The organism is Aeromonas sp. MdU4 (assembly GCF_041929505.1).
Taxonomy (GTDB): Bacteria; Pseudomonadota; Gammaproteobacteria; order Enterobacterales; family Aeromonadaceae; genus Aeromonas.
The window spans coordinates 1-19,521 of the sequence record NZ_JBHFMW010000024.1 but is presented as its reverse complement, the minus strand read 5'-3'; the positions used below and the strand labels follow the sequence as shown (position 1 = coordinate 19,521).

The 19,521-nt window shown below is 56.7% G+C and carries 16 protein-coding genes; 9 read left to right on the top strand and 7 right to left on the bottom strand.

Translation table 11 applies throughout. The annotated features are described in order from the left end of the window. Nucleotides 1-99: 99 nt before the first annotated feature. Nucleotides 100-495, top strand: coding sequence for a MerR family DNA-binding transcriptional regulator (locus tag ACE1BR_RS13695; RefSeq protein WP_374871146.1), 396 nt, complete (start codon nucleotides 100-102; stop codon nucleotides 493-495). A 107-nt stretch (nucleotides 496-602) separates the two neighbouring features. Here the strand turns inward: ACE1BR_RS13695 and rplY are convergent, their stop codons facing one another. The 5 genes from rplY to ACE1BR_RS13670 form a co-directional block, all read right to left on the bottom strand. Further along, complete coding sequence (rplY, locus tag ACE1BR_RS13690) at nucleotides 603-890, bottom strand: 50S ribosomal protein L25 (RefSeq protein ID WP_033136429.1); 288 nt, start codon at nucleotides 888-890, stop codon at nucleotides 603-605. 115 nt (nucleotides 891-1,005) lie between these two features. Next, complete coding sequence (locus ACE1BR_RS13685) at nucleotides 1,006-1,839, bottom strand: hypothetical protein (RefSeq protein WP_374871144.1); 834 nt, start codon at nucleotides 1,837-1,839, stop codon at nucleotides 1,006-1,008. 93 nt (nucleotides 1,840-1,932) lie between these two features. Beyond that, nucleotides 1,933-5,832: an ATP-dependent RNA helicase HrpA gene (hrpA, locus tag ACE1BR_RS13680; RefSeq protein WP_374871142.1), complete on the bottom strand. Its 3,900-nt coding sequence runs from the start codon at nucleotides 5,830-5,832 to the stop codon at nucleotides 1,933-1,935. A gap of 217 nt (nucleotides 5,833-6,049) precedes the next feature. Beyond that, on the bottom strand, nucleotides 6,050-6,469 hold the full coding sequence (locus ACE1BR_RS13675; RefSeq protein ID WP_374871727.1) for a CBS domain-containing protein: 420 nt from the start codon (nucleotides 6,467-6,469) through the stop codon (nucleotides 6,050-6,052). 95 nt (nucleotides 6,470-6,564) lie between these two features. Next, nucleotides 6,565-7,842, bottom strand: coding sequence for an HD domain-containing phosphohydrolase (locus tag ACE1BR_RS13670; RefSeq protein WP_374871140.1), 1,278 nt, complete (start codon nucleotides 7,840-7,842; stop codon nucleotides 6,565-6,567). A gap of 527 nt (nucleotides 7,843-8,369) precedes the next feature. Between ACE1BR_RS13670 and ACE1BR_RS13665 the strand changes: the two genes are divergently transcribed. Continuing rightward, nucleotides 8,370-8,897, top strand: coding sequence for a hypothetical protein (locus ACE1BR_RS13665; protein ID WP_374871138.1), 528 nt, complete (start codon nucleotides 8,370-8,372; stop codon nucleotides 8,895-8,897). Nucleotides 8,898-9,251: 354 nt separating this feature from the next. Here the strand turns inward: ACE1BR_RS13665 and ACE1BR_RS13660 are convergent, their stop codons facing one another. Further along, nucleotides 9,252-10,610 carry a uracil-xanthine permease family protein gene (locus tag ACE1BR_RS13660; protein ID WP_374871136.1) on the bottom strand — a complete coding sequence of 453 codons (1,359 nt, stop codon included), beginning with the start codon at nucleotides 10,608-10,610 and terminating at the stop codon, nucleotides 9,252-9,254. Between the two features lie 141 nt (nucleotides 10,611-10,751). After that, entirely contained in the window at nucleotides 10,752-11,231 is a 480-nt protein-coding gene (locus tag ACE1BR_RS13655) for a nucleoside deaminase (protein ID WP_374871134.1), read from the bottom strand. A gap of 901 nt (nucleotides 11,232-12,132) precedes the next feature. Here ACE1BR_RS13655 and ACE1BR_RS13650 point away from each other — a divergent pair. From ACE1BR_RS13650 to ACE1BR_RS13620, 7 genes are all read left to right on the top strand, one after another. Continuing rightward, a complete protein-coding gene (locus tag ACE1BR_RS13650; protein WP_374871132.1) occupies nucleotides 12,133-13,671 on the top strand; it encodes an arylsulfatase in 1,539 nt (512 codons plus the stop codon). Nucleotides 13,672-13,811: 140 nt separating this feature from the next. Next, nucleotides 13,812-14,789, top strand: a complete 978-nt coding sequence (locus ACE1BR_RS13645) for an AAA family ATPase (protein ID WP_374871130.1) — start codon at nucleotides 13,812-13,814, stop codon at nucleotides 14,787-14,789. Nucleotides 14,790-14,797: 8 nt separating this feature from the next. Beyond that, complete coding sequence (locus tag ACE1BR_RS13640; RefSeq protein WP_374871128.1) at nucleotides 14,798-15,787, top strand: DUF58 domain-containing protein; 990 nt, start codon at nucleotides 14,798-14,800, stop codon at nucleotides 15,785-15,787. Further along, nucleotides 15,784-16,305: a DUF4381 domain-containing protein gene (locus ACE1BR_RS13635; protein ID WP_374871126.1), complete on the top strand. Its 522-nt coding sequence runs from the start codon at nucleotides 15,784-15,786 to the stop codon at nucleotides 16,303-16,305. Before ACE1BR_RS13640 ends, ACE1BR_RS13635 begins: the two co-directional genes overlap by 4 nt. Further along, on the top strand, nucleotides 16,298-17,338 hold the full coding sequence (locus tag ACE1BR_RS13630; RefSeq protein WP_374871124.1) for a VWA domain-containing protein: 1,041 nt from the start codon (nucleotides 16,298-16,300) through the stop codon (nucleotides 17,336-17,338). Before ACE1BR_RS13635 ends, ACE1BR_RS13630 begins: the two co-directional genes overlap by 8 nt. Further along, nucleotides 17,331-19,061: a VWA domain-containing protein gene (locus ACE1BR_RS13625; protein ID WP_374871122.1), complete on the top strand. Its 1,731-nt coding sequence runs from the start codon at nucleotides 17,331-17,333 to the stop codon at nucleotides 19,059-19,061. The genes ACE1BR_RS13630 and ACE1BR_RS13625 overlap by 8 nt, the downstream gene beginning before the upstream one ends. Then, nucleotides 19,042-19,521, top strand: a 480-nt coding sequence (locus tag ACE1BR_RS13620) for a BatD family protein (RefSeq protein WP_374871120.1), incomplete at its 3' end; no start/stop codon positions are given. The genes ACE1BR_RS13625 and ACE1BR_RS13620, both read left to right, overlap by 20 nt.

Genomic DNA, 19,521 nt, shown 5'->3' with positions numbered 1-19,521 from the left:
GGCCATAACATAGGTTTTCTGCGCCACGGGAACAAGAGTTGCAGTGCAGTTTACGTTTAGGTAAGGTGCCAGCAGGATTTAGTTCGCCAAGAAGTCTGTATGAACAAAAACAAGGATGAAGCCCGACGCTACAGCATTAGTGAGCTGGCCCGGGAATTTGATATTACGACGCGCAGTATCCGCTTTTATGAGGATCAGGGATTGATCAATCCCGCCCGAGAGGGCCAGACCCGCATCTACAGCAAGCAAGATCGAGTTCGTCTCAAATTAACCTTGCGCGGCAAGCGCCTTGGTTTCAGCCTCGCCGAGATCCGCGAATTGTTTGATCTCTATGATGCTGACAAGAGCAGCCGTACCCAGCTGCAAACCATGCTGGCACTGGTGACGGAGAAACGCGAGACACTGCAACAGCAGATGGAAGATATCAGAATGGTGCTGCTGGAGCTGGATGCCGCCGAGCAGCGCTGCCAACAGGCGCTTAGCCAGCTGGGATAACCGGCTTGCTGTGGCTGATCAGGTAGCCCTTTCAGCCCGCTCACAAGATGCCAGATAGCAAAAAGCCACTCCTGAGAGTGGCTTTTCTTCAACCTGACTGTTCGCAATTAAACGCGAACGAAGTCCAGGTGGATCAGCTTGTAACGTACCGGGTGACGCTGGATAGCTTTCACTTTTACGTTAACTTCTTCACCGTTGATAACCAGAGTCAGTACGGACTCATAGAATTCCGGCTTCTCTTGAGCCAGAACCATTTTCTTGTGGTCAACAGTGATGGACAGGGCTTCTTTGCCTGCACCGTAAACGATGGCAGGAACTTGGTCAGCTTGACGCAGGCGGCGGCTCGCACCTTTCCCCAGGTCAGAACGGACTTCAGCTTGGAATACGAAAGACATAGTATGTATCTCTTTTGGATGAATTTATGGTGCTAACTGCGACCGGTCAGCACCTCGCAAAACGAGCGCGAATACTACCATGGGCCAATAGCGTATACAAGGATCATCCCGCGCTTTAACGGCCCTGCTCAAGACGGGCAAATTGCTGTTGCCGCTGGGCCGGACTCAGCGCATCAAACTGCGCCAGCGTCTCGGCGCGGGGGCAGTAGAGCCCATCCCCGGTTTTGACCCGAATGCTATGACCAAGTCGCGCCTGATTTTCAGCCACCAGCGCCAGCAGATAACTGTACGTATCGGCCCCCATGGTGCTGGAAAGCTGATTGGCAATGCGCCAGAGCGTCTCGCCTGCCGCTACCTGATGGCACACCTCGCGCCCAGCTCCTGCGGCTGGCGCCGATAGAGTAAGCGTGGTGCTATCGGTTGAAGAGCCAGCTGCCAGCAGGATATCAGCATTGCTTCCCGCTTCACGAGCAACGCTCCCCAGCATCGCCAACAATGGCTCCGCTTCATAGCGAGGCGCTACCGCCAGCTGAACTGGCAGGGAATGCGGGGCACTGAACTCGGCAATAAAGGGGGCAAGCAGCTCATTTTCTTCCATTGGCGAGCTGCTCTGCAGTTGCACTGCAGCCACCGCCTGAACGGAGGCAACGCCATAGGCCATCTCGTCTATGCGTCGCAGCCGTGCCAGATAGGCTTTGGAGAGCTCGGCTTCTCCCTCAAACAGATCAAAAGGAGGTACCAGCCGCGCAGGGAAAAGGATCTGCCAACGACCATTTTTCTGCTTCTGGGCGAGCGGCGGAAACTGGTTACCGTGCCATGCGACAAACATGGCGGGCGGCGTACGCGCCAAGGGGTAATACTCCGGGTTCAACTGCACCCAGGTTTGCTCTGCGATAGGCTGGTAACCGCTGATCACCACCTGCGCCACACTCAACCAGATCCCCAGCATCCTTGCCTCCCTGACTTCCGTTTGCAGGGCCCCGCCATCAGGAGGCCCCTTCTCATACTCTATATCACGCAGTTAAAACAGACAGATAGCAGCTTAGCACTGGGCGATGGCGTTAAGCACCCGTTTATCGGAGACCGGATAGGGGGTCCCCAGATTCTGGGCAAAGAACGACACCCGCAGCTCCTCGATCATCCAGCGGATATTGGCCACCTCAGCCGGGATCAGCTGGGATTTGGGGATCTTGGCGAGCAGCGCCTTGTACTCGGACTCCACGCTCTGCACTTTGAGCATGTAGACCCGATCCCGGTTGGGATCGATAGCCAGCTTCTCCAGACGCCGCTCGATGGCACGCAGATAACGCAGCAGGTCAGGCAGCCGCTGCCAGCCGGTCTCGGTAACAAAGCCCTTGTGAATAAGGTTGCTGAGCTGCAACTGGATATCCGACATGGCAAAGGCGGTGTCGAGCTGCATCTTGCCCTTGAGCCGTTTCTTGATCTCATGGGAGAGGGTCAGCACGGCTTCCACCAGCTTGGCCACCTCCACCACCGCATCGTTGAGCTCGGCACGGACAAACTCCTTGAGCGCCTCGAAACCGGCCTCGTCCCAAGCCAACCCGCCATGCTGCTCAATCAGCTTGTCGCAACCACAGGCGATACAGTCGTCAATCAGCTCCGCCACCTTGCCAAACGGGTTGAAGTAGAGCCCCAGCTTGGCTTTATTGGGCAGCTTCTCCTGCAGATACTTGATGGGGGATGGTACGTTGAGCAGCACCAGTCGGCGCTGACCGGCCCACATCAGTTGCTGCTGCACCACCGGGCTCTCCACCAACTGGATGGAGACCGAATCTTTCTCATCCACCAGCGCCGGATAGGCTTTCACCTCGAAGCCGCCACGCTTCTGACTGTACTCCTGCGGCAGCTCGCCAAAGCTCCACAGGGTGAGGCCGGACTGCTCGATATCATCGTCTGCCACCTGTGAGAGGGTCTCCTGCACCTTGCCACGCAGCAACTCTTTCAAGGCCTCCAAATCCTTGCCTTCCGCCACCTTCTTGTGTTTGTCGTCCACCACCCGGAAGGTGAGTTTCAGGTGATCGGGCACCGCAGCCCAGTCCCAGGATTCGCGGGGGACAGTGACGCCGGTCATGCGGCGCAACTGACGCTCCATCTCGTCCAACAGCGGCCCCTGTTCGGGGTTGATGCTGGCAAGCAGCGCGTCGGCGTAGTTCGGCGCTGGCACGAAGTTCTTGCGCATCGGCTTGGGCATCGACTTGATAAGGGCCACCAACAGCTCATGGCGCAGCCCGGGGATCAGCCACTCGAACCCCTTCACCTCCACCTGATTGAGCAGCGGCAGCGGAATATGCAGGGTCACACCATCCGCCGCCTCCCCCGGCTCGAACTGGTAGGTCAACTTGAGCTTGAGGCGCCCCTGCTGCCAGGAGTTGGGGTAGTCGAGATCGCTGATGTGGGCAGCATCCCCCTTCATCAACATCTCTTTCTCGAAGTTGAGCAGCTCGGGATCCTGCTTTTGCGCCTCCTTCCACCACTTGTCGAAGTGACGGCTTGATATCACATCCTCCGGCAAACGGGCATCGTAGAAGCGGAACAAGTCCTCGTCATCCACCAGAATGTCGCGACGCCGGGATTTGTGCTCCAGCGCCTCCACCTCGGCCAAGAGCTTGCGGTTATCGCTAAAGAAACGGTGACGGGTCTCGAAATCCCCCTCCACCAGCGCACGGCGAATAAACAGCTCGCGGCACAGCGCCGGATCGAGGCGGCTGAAGTTGATGGTGCGCTCATTGACCAGAGTCAGGCCATAGAGGGTCACCTTCTCCTTGGCCATCACGGCGCCATTTTTCTTCGACCAGTGGGGATCGCTGTGGTGCAGCTTGATGAGGTGGCCCGCCAGCGGCTCCACCCATTCCGGCTCAATCTTGGCGTTGATGCGAGCGTAGAGGCGCGAGGTCTCCACCAATTCTGCAGCCATCACCCACTTGGGCGGCTTCTTGAACAGACCCGAGGCAGGGAACAGGTGGAAACGGCCGTTGCGGGCACCGAGAAACTCCGGCTTTTCCAGATCCTTGTTGCCGATGTGGCTCAAGAGACCGGTCAACAGGGCGCAGTGCACCGTCTTGAAATCTGCCGGTTCATGGTTGGCTTTAAAACCAAGCTCTTTCACCGTCTGGCGCAGCTGGAAGTGAATATCCTGCCACTCGCGCACCCGCAGGTAGGAGAGAAACTCCTTCTGGCACATGCGGCGGAACGGGTTGCTGCCAAGGGCATCCTGCTGATCTTTCAGGTAGTTCCACAGATTAACGAACGCAAGGAAGTCGGAATCCTTGTCTTCAAAGCGTCTGTGCTGCTCATCGGCGGCCTGCTTTTTCTCCATGGGCCGCTCGCGGGGATCCTGAATACTGAGGCCCGCGGTGATCACCATCACCTCGCTCAGACAACCGGTCTGCGCCGCACTGATCACCATCTTCGCTAGACGGGGATCAAGGGGGATGCGCGAGAGCTGGCGACCGGTTTCGGTCAATTGCAACTTGGGTTCATGATCCCGGGTGCCAGGCAGCTCTTTGACCGCCTCCAGCTCTTTCAACAGGGTCAGACCGTCCTTGATATGGCGTGACTCCGGCGGCTCGACGAAGGGGAACGCCTCCATGTTGCCAAGGCCGAGCGCCAGCATCTGCAGGATGACCGAGGCCAGGTTGGTGCGCAGGATCTCGGGGTCGGTGAAGGCCGGACGGCCGTTGAAGTCTTCCTCCGAGTAGAGACGGATACAGATACCGTCCGCCACCCGGCCGCAGCGACCTTTACGCTGGTTGGCGCTGGCTTGGGAGACCGGCTCGATGGGCAAGCGCTGCACCTTGGTGCGCCAGGAGTAGCGGCTGATGCGGGCAGTACCCGGATCGATGACATAGCGAATGCCCGGCACCGTCAGCGAGGTCTCCGCCACGTTGGTGGCCAGCACGATGCGCCGACCGGCGTGTTGCTGGAACACCTTGTTCTGTTCGGCGTTGGAGAGGCGGGCGTAGAGCGGCAACACCTCGGTATCGCGCAGGTTGAGCTTGCGCAGGGCATCGGCGGTATCGCGGATCTCCCGCTCGCCGTTCATGAAGATGAGGATATCCCCAAGCCCCTCGCAGGCCAGCTCTTCCACCGCATCGAAGATCCCCTGCAGCTCGTCGCGCTCCTCAAGCCCTTCACTTTTATCACTGGTGAGCGGACGGTAGCGCACCTCCACCGGATAGGTGCGACCGGAGACCTCGATCACCGGCGCCTTGTTGAAATGGCGGGAGAAGCGCTGGGGGTCGATAGTAGCCGAGGTGATGATCACCTTGAGATCGGGGCGCCTTGGCAACAACTGCTTGAGATAGCCCAGAATGAAGTCAATGTTGAGGCTGCGTTCGTGGGCCTCATCAATGATGATGGTGTCGTATTGGGTGAGCATCCGGTCGTTCTGGATCTCGGCCAGCAGGATACCGTCGGTCATCAGCTTGATGTGGGTCTGCTCGCTCACCTGATCGGTAAAGCGCACCTTGTAGCCCACGTAGTGGCCGAGCTCGGACTCCATCTCCTCGGCAATACGGGCCGCCACGGTGCGAGCCGCAAGACGGCGCGGCTGGGTGTGGCCGATAAAACCCTTCACCCCGCGTCCGAGTGCCAGACAGATCTTGGGGATCTGGGTGGTTTTGCCCGAGCCGGTTTCACCAGCGATGATCACCACCTGATGCTCGCTGATCGCCTTGGCGATCTCCGCCTGCTTCTGGCTGACCGGCAGGTTGTCCGGATAAGTCACCTTGGGCACGCCAGCCAGACGGGACTGATAGCGCTGTTCGGCGGCGATCAAGTCAGCTGAAATGGTCTCAAGCACGGCTGCCTGTTTACCTTCAGGCAGCTTTTTGACCCCGTGCAGACGACTGGAGAGACGGCGGGCGTCGAGATTCATGCAGGCAGAGAGACGGCGGCGCAGCGCCTCGATAGAGAGAGACAAGGTACGAATTCCTTAAAAGAGTGCCCAACAGTAGGGGCCATATCGATAGCTGGGGTGATCCTAAAGAGCGAGGAGGAGAGGTGCAAGCCTTAACATAAGAGACGGGACATGCGAGGAGGCCCTTTGCTTCATAGAAAGTACCAGATTAGCGACCCTGCCGCGCCCCAAAATAACGAAGCAGGCCATTGGCCTGCCTCAACACACCAGAGCGTAACACTCAGCCGTGGCTATGGACAAAACATGTAGTGATCTGGGCGTGGATAGCCTGCATCACGTTGTGACGATTAATCACCCCGAGCAACCTTCCCTCCTCTACCACCGGATAGATCTTTGGCTTTTGCCCCATCATCATCTCAGCCAAAGTCAGGATGCTGGTCTCTGGCCCCACCGTCAGCACCTCTTTGCGCATCACATCCTTGACCTGTGCGACCTGTTCGCAGTGGTACGCTTCCTTGAGCATTACGGCAATGCAATCCTGTTCAGATATCCAACCGATCAAATGTCCCTTGTCATCAACCACCGGGCCACCCAATTGATGACTGTTCAAAAATTTCTCAACGGCCGCTTGTACCATCATCTCCGCTTTAAATGTAATGGGCCTGCTTTGCATATAATCCTTGGCTTTTAGCGATTCCATGTAGCTCTCCCCACTGTCGCCCTGCTCACTGATATCGGCGATCCATATGCCGATTATTCCAAGCATAGTCGGCGCGTTGAGCGGCCGACGACGCATTAACAGCATGAATATTCCTCTTCACTGGTGGGAACAGCGGCTCGCATCATCTGTGGCAAGTGGTCAGCCAGCACTGACACCACCGCAGGATCGACCCGCCCCTGTTCCGCCAACTGCTGCATAAACGCCAGCGCCTGACTGGCGGGAAGTCCCTGACGGTAAGGTCGATTCTGCACCATGGCCTGAAAAATATCGGCGACCCGCAGGATCCGTGCTTCCAGTACCATGGCCGACGCTGGCAGATGGAATGGATAACCCTCTCCATCCGGCTCTTCATGGTGATAGGCAGCCCAGCAGGCAATCTCCTCAAAACCCTCGATATGGCGCAGGATCTGGTAGGTCTCGAAGCTGTGGGTATTGATGACGGCTCGCTCTTCTCGCGTCAAACTACCGGGTTTATCCAGAATTTCGTCGGGCACCCTGAGTTTGCCCAAGTCATGTAACAGCCCGGCAATCTCCAGCATATCGCAGTGGACGGCACTAACCCCCATCCGTTCAGCCAGTATGCGTGACAGCCGGCTTACCCCAAGTGAGTGCGTCATAGTGAATGGACTTTTGGCATCGACGATACCAGAGAAGATCCGGGCCAACGCTTTCAGCTCACCATTGGTGGTAATGCAGGGCTCCCGCTGCTGCTGCATCTCCAGCATGTAGTCATTGATAGCGCGAGCTTCCAGTTGCAACCAGAACGCTTCCGAGCGAGAAGTGGCAAGAAATGCCTCGACCAGTTCGGGAGCAAAAAATTCACCGCTGCACGCTTGCAGCCGCTGCCTAATGTCACCAGTGTGCATCAGCAGTGAACCATCGCCATAGTAAGGAGCCGCCAGCGCGTCACAACGATCGACCAGAAAGATGAGATTTGCCTGGCGAGCCACCTTGGGATCCACCTCAGTCATCTCACGCAAGAGATGCCAATGGGTATGGTGATAGCGGATAGGGAGAGCAAGCGGAGCCAGCAAGCGAAAATCCTTGAGCAATTGATACCCCACCTCACAGTGAAGTTGGGAAGACTCCCAGTCAAACTCGCTGACCAGATGGTGATGGGTCGTAGTGGATGACACACCGATATCGTGCAGCACCCCCAACTCAAACAGCAGGCGACGCTCGGTCTCATCCATCCCCAAGACGCGACTGCACTCAGCAGCCATAATTCCCACTCGTTTACCGTGGGCAACATCACCAATGCCCACAAGATCCAGCGACGCTGACAGGGCATACACCACCTGCCGAAGATCCACCTGCAACGAGAACAAACTGGTTCCCTGCACTCTGTTCATGATCCCTGTCCCATGCTGCTTTGTTATGTGCAAGAGGAGCCGTTTTACTCCTCACTACTTATCAATTTAGTCAATAGCCCTCATTTTTACGCCATCACTCTGCTGAAAAATAATGGCCCACACCGAGTAAAAGGCCCGAAAGTCCACTGTGATACCACATACATGGGATGAGACTTCGCCAAAACAATCAAAATAACCCACTCTGCAGCACATTTGGCTTAATGCAAGTCACCACCGTTACCTGCGATGATGCCTGTCCGTTCGCTGCTGATAGTGCATCTCAACTGTTTTCCAACAGGAACATAACCGTCTGAAAAGACAGACATTATCAATGTAACGCCGTTGCTTTACAGTAAAAAAGTCGCTTACTGGCACATCTAAACGCTAATAGATTGTTAAGCATTTAATTCTTACAATTTTTCACGAAAAAATAGTTAGCTAAGGCGTGACGGATAGCGCGGCAATACCCTAAAGTGCGACCACCATTTTTCACAGCTACCCGTGTAGACATAAAATCGGAGGAGATTATGCGTTTTAAATTACTGACTGGTGTATTGGGTGTTTTTGTTGCGACAATGGCACAAGGGGCCACAACAAGACTGGATAGCGAATATTTTGCCTTCAATCAAGCCAGCCCCTTTGCCTTTCATACATCGGGGAATTGGGTGTCCCCCTCTACCACTTTTTCACTCGGGGTAAGTGGCAGCAAGTTTGTTGTTGATGCGCGCGCTGCAAGCAGCATCATTCCTGCACCATGCCGTGCCCTCTATTCCTCAGCGCTGCCTCCCCAAGTTGATCCCTTCACACCACCAAGCTTTGTGCTGGGGGGTGAGAGTATCCAGAGCCTCATGCTATGGGGCAAAGGGTGCAATGTGAGTATATGGATGACCGGACAAAGTGATCCCCAATCTACCTTTAAAGGTTTGCTGCCACCAAACAACAACAAATCCGCAAGCAAGGGGATTATTGAATTTATAAACAAAGGCAACAGCAAGATCACCACTATTGAATTTGCCGTATTGGTTGAAGATCTTGCGGTTAAACCAACGAAATAACAGGCTCGTTCCAAAACGACGATAACGAGGTGATGTATTCAGGAACAGGAGTTGCCATGATAATGCTGTTATAGGCGCTGGCACTCCTCTCATGTATAAGTGAGACAACGTCTGATTTTGTACCGAAATTAAGCTGTCGTCTCTGCCTCAAGCCCAGTCTTTGACTGGGCTTCTTCGCATTCATGTCTGCTTTATCTCAAGCATGCCCCACTTTATACGGTGCCCACGCGGGCCAAGATTACGTGCACGTTTCATGAAGCGTGATGGATTACCGCAACAGAACGCAACCACATGTAGCGCCCTGTTACCAGTGTTATCAACCAGTCCACTCATCACCTTGCTCAAGCTCTCTCATCACGCCGGTTGCTCTTGCGTTATCGACTTTTTTACCAACAGCGTGCTTTCACGATTAAGCACAATGTTGAGTACAATGGCAGTGAAACTGACTACGAATAGTCCATTACTGAGCAACATCGACAGCAACTCCGGAAACTGCTGGAATGCCCCTTTGGCAAACTCTGCACCAATTCCCGCCGACAAGCTGGTCCCGATTATGGTGAAATTGGACGCTTTATGGACCACCTTGGAAAGGATGGAGATCCCGGCGGCCAAGATAATCCCAAACAGTATTACCATGGCCCCCCCAAGCACGGGTTTCGGGATTAACGTGAATGCGGTCGAAATCTGCGGAAAAATACTGAGCAGCATCATCATTACCGCCGCCATAAGCAGCAACGAACGGCTTTGTAAGCCAGACAGCTTGAACAGGCCGATATTCTCTTTAAATACCGTTGAGGCGCCGGAGTTAAAGCAACCAGCAATCGCTTGACCCAGAACCTGCGCTCGGATCATGCGAATTTGCAGACGATGACTGGTCTCCAGACCGTTGATGTCATCCAGTACAGATACCCCTCCCAAGCATTGCAGCAAGTTGACGAAACAGAAGACTGTCATCATCAAAATAGGGGCTAAAGCAAACTGCGGTGCGCCGAAATGAAACGGAGTGATTATTTCGATAACCGGTACCTGTTGCAGTGGGGTGAAATCAATCAAGCCCATCGGCCAACTGATCAGAGAGCCGATAAGCAGACCAATCAACAACGAAATGGATTTCACAATCCCACGCCCATAGCGACTGATTAGCAGGATGATTGCCATCACCACCAAGCCAAGCGCGAAATTGCGGGGGGATCCAAAATCGGCATGCCCCGCCCCCCCAGCCAGATCAGTAAAGGCAGCAGGAGCAAGGCTGATACCAATAAAGGTAACGAATGACCCGCTAACAACTGGTGGCATAAAACGCAGCAGCTTGTGCAAGAAACAGGAGATGACAGCCATCAGAACAGCCGAGCCGATCACTGCACCAAATACCATTGGTAAACCGTACTGTTTACCCAACAGTATCATGATACCCAAGGGTGCAAATGACGCGCCGAACATCAAGGGCAAACGCGATCCGAACAGCCGACCTAAACCAAAGGTCTGCAATAACACCGTAATTCCCGTAGTAAAGAGGGTGGCCGATACCAGATAACTGGTAGTACGGGTATCCAGCTCCAGTGCACTCCCCAAGATCAGCGGCACAGAAACCGACACTGGCATCATGGTTAGTACGTGTTGAAAACCCAAGATCAGCATACGCCCCTTCGATACTTTTTCATTGAAAGGGGCAAATTCATCGGTATTGTTCAGAGCGACACTGTGGCTACTCATGGTAATTCTCCGTCCTCGTTTGCACGAGCTAAATTGCAGTGGCACAATCTGCGCCACTACATGAGGTAAAACGCTGTTACCAAGTTGCTATAACGGATGGAAACGCCGCACGATATTAATAACAGGAACTGGTGCTACGCTTTAATTCCAATAACCACGGTGCACTTCTGCTGCCTCGGCTTCTAAATCGGGGAACGGGCCGATCACTTCAATCTCCTTTTGTCCTTTGGCGAAAATTTCGCGACAAGGCAAGTCAAAAGTTGGATTTTGTTCATTGCTGCCGGTTAACGCCAGCAAGCGGCGCTCTGTCATGGCAAACACCACTCGGCCAATATTGGCCCAGTAGATGGCCCCTGAGCACATTGAGCACGGTTCTGCGGTGGTATACAGCGTGCAGTTCCATAAAAATTCTTTGGTAAATTCGTGAGAGGCACGATCAGCAAGTGTGCACTCCGCATGACCGGTACAGCGTTTGGCCGTAATTTCGATATTGCCTTGCTCCAAGACAATATTTCCATACTGATCGACCAAGATAGCACCGAATGGCGTATTGCCTGCCGCGCGGGCCTCTCTGGAAATAACAATTGCGCGCTTCAGATAATGTTCATGACTCTGATACATGGTGGCTTTTCCGTTTTGTTAGTTATCGTAAAATATACTTTCAAGGCAACTAAAACACGCTTCATTAATATCGTCGTAGCTAATCTGCCTATGTACATCATTCGTTATTGTTACCATAGCCTGACGATAATAAATGTGCTCCTGTCACAGATTTTGCTATCAACATATAGTGGTTTACCCAACCCGCAGGGTGACTCAATTTGAGAAAAACATGATAATTGTTATAACTCAGTGATTGAGGTGTAAATAATTTACCAACTAAATATGATTGGTGAATATTGGAGTGAAATACCTTGTTAGGTCTATTTACAATCTAATTAAAAAGGGTGGCACCATTTGAAAGTCCTGGGTATCACCTGAGAAACACTATCCTGAACATTAAGCAATTCACCATCGGGTGATGGTCATCACAACATAAACTGCCGTTAGCGATGACAACAAAATAGTCACACCCATCTCTCCCCATAGCGACATTTTTCCAATACACCCAATTTTTTCGAATATGTGAACCCAATCACCCTATCAACATCACACACCAGCGGCTGAGCCAATGCGCACGGCACTGTGTTGATTCTGGCGCCCCGCCTCTGCAGTGCTCTGCTTTCAATCACCCCGAACGGGCCGGGATAAAAATGCACCGGATAACCTCAGGTTATATTGGCTATAAGGCGACAAGGTTAGCACGGCTCAATAAAGTGACGCTGTTGCAAGCTGTTTGATGGAAACGGGGAGTTATGTCACAGAACTGACATCATCCCGTTATTTGCGGGTCAAGGTGATCAAAGAATTGCCGCGCAATGCTCCTCGCTCCTCAGCAACGTTTAATCCTCGTTTTTTGTACTTGATTCAAATCAGATTAGGAGTGAAGCCAATAATGGCCATTCATTTAAACAAAATAGCAATGAGCCTTGCATTAATGGCCACGGCTGGTAGTGCCACCGCAGCCGCCAAACCCAACATTCTTGCGATTATGGGTGACGATGTCGGCTACTGGAACATCAGTGCCTACAACCAGGGCATGATGGGCTACCAGACCCCTAACCTGGACAGGATCGCCAGCGAAGGTGCGATCTTTACCGATCACTACGGCCAGCAATCCTGCACCGCCGGTCGTGCCGCCTTTATTACTGGCGAAGAGCCGTTCCGTACCGGTCTGCTCACCATCGGCATGCCTGGTTCCCCGCAAGGGATCCCTGACTGGGCCCCGACCCTGGGAGATCTGCTCAAGGAGCAGGGTTACATGACTGCCCAGTTCGGTAAAAACCACCTGGGTGACCGTGACCAGCACTTGCCGACCAAGCACGGTTTCGATGAGTTCTTTGGCAACCTCTACCACTTGAATGCCGAAGAAGAGCCGGAAACTTACTACTACCCGAAAGATCCGGAGTTCAAGAAGAAGTTCGGCCCACGCGGCGTGATCAAAGCCTCTGCCGACGGCAAGATCGAAGATACCGGCCCCATGACACGCAAGCGTATGGAGCATGCTGACGAGGAGTTCCTCGACTCTTCGCTGGCGTTTATGGAGAAAGCGGTCAAGGCCAAAAAGCCCTTCTTCATCTGGCACAATGCCACCCGCATGCACGTCTGGACCCGCCTGCAAGAGAAGTATCAGGGCAAATCCGGCATCAGCATCTATGCCGACGGTATGCTGGAGCATGATGACCACGTAGGTATCCTGCTCAACAAGCTGGATGAACTGGGCGTTGCCAACAACACCATCGTGATCTACACCACCGATAACGGTGCAGAAACAGCCACCTGGCCCGATGGCGGCACCACCCCGTTCCATGGCGAGAAAGGCACCACGTGGGAAGGTGGCATGCGCGTACCTCAGCTGGTTCGCTGGCCGGGAGTCATCAAGCCGGGCAGCAAGGTCAACGCCATGATGGCGCACCAGGACTGGATGCCAACCCTGCTGGCGGCCGCTGGTGTACCGGATGTCAAAGAGAAGCTGGCCAAGGGCTACAAGGCCAACGGCAAAGAGTGGCGAGTGCATCTGGACGGCTATAACTTCATGCCTTATCTCTCGGGCAAGAGTGATAAAGCACCGCGCGAATCCATGCTCTATTTCACTGCCAACGGCGAGCTGAATGCCGTGCGCTGGAATGACTTCAAGCTGAACTTCGCCACCATGCAGGGCAACATCTCCGATGCCGTCCGCGTCACGCCGAACTGGCCGCAAATCATCAACCTGCGCGCCGATCCGTTCGAGAAGGCACCGCACGAGTCAGGCATGTACCTGCGCTGGATGGCGGACAACATGTGGCTGTTCGTACCGGTACAGGGGATCCTGAAGGAGTTCTTCGATACCCTGCCCCAGTACCCGATGCAGCAGAGCTTCCAGATGAACCCGGCCAACATCAGCGCCCAAACCCTGATGCTGCAGGGCAAGCTGGCTGAGCTGGATGCGCTCAAACAAAAAGTCGCCACCAGCAAATAAGGTGTGCACACCTACGCCCATCAATTTATTGGTGGGCGTTTTCACTTTCCGCACAGCTCCACCGAGTCGTGCGGAAAGTGAAAACCACGGGCCTCATCGCCCGCCATATCGCCCCGAACATGTCACCTGCGGAAACTGCTATGAACCCCTTGCAACAACAGCTCTCTCAACTCATTGAACAGGTTGGTCAACAGGTGATCGGCCAGTCCCATGTGATCCGTGCCCTGGTCATCGGTCTGCTGACCAATGGTCATGTACTGCTTGAGGGGGTACCCGGAACAGCCAAGACCCGTTCGGTCAAGGCGCTGGCCGAAACCCTCAATGCCAGTTTCGGCCGCATTCAGTTCACCCCCGATCTGCTCCCGTCCGATGTGACCGGCACCGAGCTGTATCAGGAACATGAGGGCTCCCACCAGCTTCGCTTCCAGCCCGGCCCCATCTTCAACAGCATCGTGCTGGCTGATGAAGTAAACCGCGCCCCCGCCAAGGTGCAGGCTGCCCTGCTGGAAGCGATGGCGGAGGGGACCGTCACTGTCGGTGACACCAGTCATCGCCTGCCCGAGCTCTTTATGGTGCTGGCCACTCAGAACCCGATCGAACAGGAGGGCACCTACCCCCTGCCAGAGGCCCAGATGGACCGCTTCACCCTCAAGGTCACCGTCTGTTACCCCGATGATGAAGCCGAACTGGCCATCATCCGTCTGGTTCGTGGGGAGGAGTGCTGCCAGCGCCAGCAAGACCAAAGGGTTATCCCCCTCTCCCCCGATGTGATCCTGCAAGCTCGCGCAGCGCTCTCGACCATGACCGTCTCGCCCCTGGTCGAGCACTACATAGTGGCGCTGGTGATGGCGACCCGCCATCCCGAGCGTTATGCGACCACCCAGTTGCCACGCTGGATCGCCCTTGGTGCCAGCCCCCGCGCCTCCATCGCGCTGGACAAGTGCGCCCGCGCCTACGCCTGGCTGCAAGGGCGCAACCACGTGCGGCCCGATGATGTGCGAGCCATGGTGCCCAGCGTGTTGGGCCACCGCGTTACCCTGAGCTATGACGCTTTGGCAGACGGGGTGGATCATCAGCAGGTGGTGATGGCCCTGCTCGACCATGTCGCCATCGGGTAAATCGGCAGATGAACTTGAACCACCATCTGTTGGACCATCGCACCTTGCACCTTAACCACCATGGTCCCAGCGCCGATCCCCGTATCCACTGCGATTACCAGCAACTGATCAGGCTGCAGCAACGGGCTGGACAATGCTCACTGCTGCCGCACCGCAACAGTGGCAGCGTGCTGTCTGGCCGCCATCAATCCCGTTTTCGTGGCCGGGGGCTCAACTTCGAAGAGCTTCGTCATTACCAACAGGGAGATGACATTCGCACCCTGGACTGGAAAGTGACACTGCGCACCGGTCGTCCCCATGTGCGCAGCTACAGCGAAGAGAAAGATCGCCACGTGATCCTCTGCGTTGATCAGCGCAGCAGCATGTTCTTCTCTTCGGTAGAGGTGATGAAATCGGTGGTCGCTGCCGAGGCCGCCGCCCTGCTCGGCTGGCAAGTGCTCAAGGAGAGTGATCGGGTCGGGCTTGCCATCATGCACTGCAACGGCGTGGCGTGGCTGCGAGGCCAACGCTCCCGCACCCACTGGCTCGCCAACCTGCGCCAGCTCTGCGCAGCCAATCACGCCCTCTCGGTCACCAGTCGCGACAGCGATGCCACCGGACTGGCGCCACTGTTGGCCATGCTGGGACGCCTCAAGCTGAAAAATGCCACCCTGATCGTGCTCAGCGACTGGGCAGGGGTGACCGAGGCTGAACTGACCCGACTCGGTTACTTGCAGCAGCACAACGATGTGCTGGCCCTGCACATCGCCGACCCTCTCGAATCGACACTCTCGACTGCGGCCACTTCCCCCTGGGTCGTCGGAGATGGTCAGTATCAGCTCCATATCGCCCCCCATCAGCTCTCCTTGCTGGATCAGGGGTTGGCCCACCAGCAACAGCTAAAAAAAGATCAACTACTGCGCTTGATGGCCCTCAAGGGGTTGCCCCTTATCACCCTCGACACCAGTGGCCATCACCTTGCTCATCTCACCACCGCATTGGGAGGACACCGCCGATGAACCACACCCCGCCCGGCACCTATATGTTGCGTGACCTGCACGATGTGGCCGTACCTGAAGCCATCAGTTGGCAACCCCAGACAGCAGGCTGGCTGCTGCTGGCGCTGCTTCTGGGATCGCTGGTGCTGCTCTGGATCTATCACAGGGTGCAGATCTGGTGGCAGCAGCGCTACCGGCGCGAGGCACTGGCGGCATTGCGGGCCATCAACTGGTCTGACGCCGGAGCCAATCTGACGCTGTTTCGTATCATCAAGGAGGTGTTGCAGCACCTTTCACCTCCCTGTGCCAACCTGTTTGGCCTGGCGTTGCTGCAGACTCTCGACAGTGCCATGGCGGATCGTCAGCCCCGCTTTGCCACCGAACTGGGAGAGCGCTGGCTGGTGTCGCTGGTGTGTGATCAGGTGGTGCTGAGTGTTAGTGATCAGCTCTGCCTTGTCTCCCTGTGCAGCGACTGGTTGCAACATCATCAGGCCCCGTGTCCAAGCACGACGCTGGCGGTGGAGGCTCGTCATGCTTGATGCCGGTTTCGAGTTTGCTCACCCTCACTGTTTGTGGCTGTTGCCTCTGCCTTTGCTGGTTTTTCGCCTTATTCCGGCTTATCGCACCCGGCAAAGTGCCATCAAGGTGCCATTTTTCGACCTGCTGATCAGCCTGCTGGACGAGTCGCCGCGAGAGGGGGCGACCCAGCTGACCGCCAGCTGGTGGCAGCGCATTGCGCTGATCATCGTCTGGTTGCTGGCAGTGCTGGCGCTGGCCAAACCGACTATCTATGGCCCACCCCAGGTGCGTGAGCGGTTCGGGCGAGATGTGATGATCGTGCTGGATCTCTCCGGCTCGATGGCTGAAACCGACTTCTCCCCCGACCCCGGCAAGCCGATCAGTCGACTCGACGCGGCCAAAGCCGTATTGACCCGGTTTGCCGCCCAACGCCATGGCGATCGGCTCGGGCTCATCCTGTTTGGGGATGCCGCATTTATCCAGGCCCCCTTTACCGCCGATCTCGACACCTGGCAAACCCTGCTGCAAGAGACAGACGTTGCCATGGCAGGCCAGAGCACCCATCTGGGGGATGCCATTGGCCTGGCCATCAAGGTGTTCAACCAAAGTGATCGCGCCGAAGAGCACGGCAGGAGTACCCGGGAAAAAGTCGCCATCATTCTCACCGACGGCAACGACACCGGCAGTTTTGTCAGCCCACGGGATGCGGCCCGGGTGGCCGCGGTCAACGGGGTGCGGCTGCACACCATTGCCATGGGCGATCCGGCGACCGTCGGCGAACAGGCGCTCGATCTCGATACCTTGCAACAACTGGCAACCCTGACCGGCGGTCAGCTGTTTCAAGCCCTCGATCAGGCAGCACTGGCACAGGCCTATCAGCTGATCGCGGAGCTGGAGCCACAACGCTACGAAAGTACCCGTTTTCAGACCCGCGAGAGCCTGCACCACTACCTGATCGCCGCCAGCGTCGGCCTCTATCTCGCGCTCTTTTCCCTGTTGACCCTCAAGCGCTATCGCCTGCGCCCTGCACGCCACGAGACAACCCATGATTGATACCCTGTTCTGGCAACAGCTCTGGCTGAATGCCCACTTCCTGCGCCCCTGGTGGCTGCTGGCCTTGCTGCCTCTTGCCGCCATCATGGTGCTGCGCTGGCGCATGGATGAGGCCAGCAACTGGCAGCAACGACTGCCACCCCATCTGCGCAAGGCCTTGACGCTGGGAGAAACCGGATGGAAAAAGAACCTGCCCCTCAAGGTGCTGGCCCTGCTGATGGGACTCGCTATTCTGATCTGCGCAGGCCCGACCTGGAACCGCGAGCCCTCCCCCTTTGGTGAAGATCAGGGCGCTTTGCTGATCCTGCTGGATAACAGCGACTCCATGCTGGAAGAGGATATTGCCCCCAACCGGCTGGCGCGGGCCAAACAGAAGGTCAGCGACCTGCTGGCCACCCGCGACGGCGGGCGTAGCGGACTGGTGGTATTTGCGGGCTCAGCCCATACCGCCATGCCGCTGACTCGCGACAGCGCCGTGTTCGCCCCTTTTCTCGCGGCCATCACCCCCGACATCATGCCCAAAGCGGGCAAACACACCGAACAGGTGATCCCGCTGCTCACCGAGCTGCTGGCCGATGAGCAAGGCAGCACCGTCTTGCTGATCAGCGATGGCATCACGCCATCCGCCATTGCACCACTGGCCGACTACTTTCGCAGCCAATCCCATCAGTTGCTGATCCTGGCCGCTGGCGATCCCGCACTGAGTGGCAAACGCCCGCTGGCGCTCGCCTCACTGCGGCGGCTGGCCAGCGAAAGCGATGCCACCCTGCTCACCATGACGGTGGATAATGACGATGTTGCGAGCATCAACCGGGCGATTGCACGCCACTTTCAGATCCACAGCGACTCCCTGATGCCCTGGCAGGACATGGGCTACTACCTGCTCTTTCCGGTGGTCGCCCTGCTGCTGCTCTGGTTTCGCAAGGGGTGGCTGGTGCAGTGGAGCATGATCATGGCCGTCGGCCTCTGCCTGCTGCAAAGCGCAGCCGTGCAGGCCACCCCCCTTTCGCTGCCCTCCGCTGAGCCCGACATGCCGCCCCCCCATCACTGGGTCAAAGCGCTGCAACAGCAGTGGCTCGATCTCTGGCTCACCCCGGATCAGCAGGGGCAGTGGTACTTCCAGCGGGGTGACTATCTGGAGGCGGCCAAACGCTATGAAGACCCCTTCTACCAGGGGGTCGCCTACTACTATGGCGCCGAGTTTGCGCTGGCCCAGTCTGCCTTCTTGCAAGCCGATTCCGAGCTGGGGCTGCTCTATGCAGGCAATGCCCTTGCCAGACAGCGAGAGTATCTGGCGGCCCGTCGGCTGTTCCGGCAGCTGGCTGCCGATGCGCATGATCTGAATGTGCGTCAATCAGCCGCCCACAACTATCGGGTAATGTGCGGCATCGTCGACGAGATCAATCGCACCAGCCAGAGCCATACCGGCACGCCGGACGGGCCGGATCACTCGCGGGAGCTGCCGGAAGACCAACCACGCAGTGCCGAAGGGGCCGAAGAGACCGTGGTCTCGGCACTGATGGCGCGGGAGACCCTGACTGCCGACCAGATCCTGGCCAATCCGGCGCAAGCCGAGAAGTGGCTGCGCCGGGTCGAAGCCGACCCCGGTGACTTCCTGCAAGCCAAATTCCGCCTCCAGCTCCAAGCACAGCAAGCTGGCACAGCCGTGCATCCTCATCATGCAACCAACCAGGAGCCCGTCCATGTGCAATCGGCCCCCTAAACGCCGCCACTGGCTGCGCAGATGTGTGGCAACCGCCATCCTGCTCTGGGTCGGAGTGCCGCCCGTGATGACCCAGGCTGCCGAAGCCACTGAAGCCACTCAGGTGACCCTCAAAAGCTGGCTCAAAGACCAAGGGGAGGAGAACCGCCCCTATGCCGTCAACCAGCAGATCACCCTCTATCTGGAGCTGGCCACCAACCGCTGGTTTACCGCAGGGACCCGCATCGGCCAGTTTGAACTGCCGGGAGTGATGGTCAAACAACGCAGCGAGCTGGCCACCAACTTCACCCAGCGGCAAAACGGGGAGACCTGGTCGCACCAGCGCTGGGAGCTGACCCTCTATCCCCAGCAATCCGGCCAGTTCGAGATCCCCGCCATCGCGGTAAGGGCCACGGTGGCGCGCCCCGAAGGTGGCTCCCGCCCAGTCACCCTCACCACCCGCCCCCACGCGTTTTGCCGC

Coding starts and splice junctions, on each gene's coding strand:
- ACE1BR_RS13685 (WP_374871144.1), bottom strand. CDS start 1,839: ATGCTGGGGATCTGGTTGAGTGTGGCGCAGGTGGTGATCAGCGGTTAC.
- ACE1BR_RS13630 (WP_374871124.1), top strand. CDS start 16,298: ATGCTTGATGCCGGTTTCGAGTTTGCTCACCCTCACTGTTTGTGGCTG.
- ACE1BR_RS13645 (WP_374871130.1), top strand. CDS start 13,812: ATGAACCCCTTGCAACAACAGCTCTCTCAACTCATTGAACAGGTTGGT.
- ACE1BR_RS13650 (WP_374871132.1), top strand. CDS start 12,133: ATGAGCCTTGCATTAATGGCCACGGCTGGTAGTGCCACCGCAGCCGCC.
- ACE1BR_RS13665 (WP_374871138.1), top strand. CDS start 8,370: ATGCGTTTTAAATTACTGACTGGTGTATTGGGTGTTTTTGTTGCGACA.
- ACE1BR_RS13655 (WP_374871134.1), bottom strand. CDS start 11,231: ATGTATCAGAGTCATGAACATTATCTGAAGCGCGCAATTGTTATTTCC.
- ACE1BR_RS13670 (WP_374871140.1), bottom strand. CDS start 7,842: ATGAACAGAGTGCAGGGAACCAGTTTGTTCTCGTTGCAGGTGGATCTT.
- ACE1BR_RS13675 (WP_374871727.1), bottom strand. CDS start 6,469: ATGGAATCGCTAAAAGCCAAGGATTATATGCAAAGCAGGCCCATTACA.
- ACE1BR_RS13625 (WP_374871122.1), top strand. CDS start 17,331: ATGATTGATACCCTGTTCTGGCAACAGCTCTGGCTGAATGCCCACTTC.
- ACE1BR_RS13660 (WP_374871136.1), bottom strand. CDS start 10,610: ATGAGTAGCCACAGTGTCGCTCTGAACAATACCGATGAATTTGCCCCT.
- ACE1BR_RS13640 (WP_374871128.1), top strand. CDS start 14,798: ATGAACTTGAACCACCATCTGTTGGACCATCGCACCTTGCACCTTAAC.
- ACE1BR_RS13635 (WP_374871126.1), top strand. CDS start 15,784: ATGAACCACACCCCGCCCGGCACCTATATGTTGCGTGACCTGCACGAT.
- ACE1BR_RS13695 (WP_374871146.1), top strand. CDS start 100: ATGAACAAAAACAAGGATGAAGCCCGACGCTACAGCATTAGTGAGCTG.
- rplY (WP_033136429.1), bottom strand. CDS start 890: ATGTCTTTCGTATTCCAAGCTGAAGTCCGTTCTGACCTGGGGAAAGGT.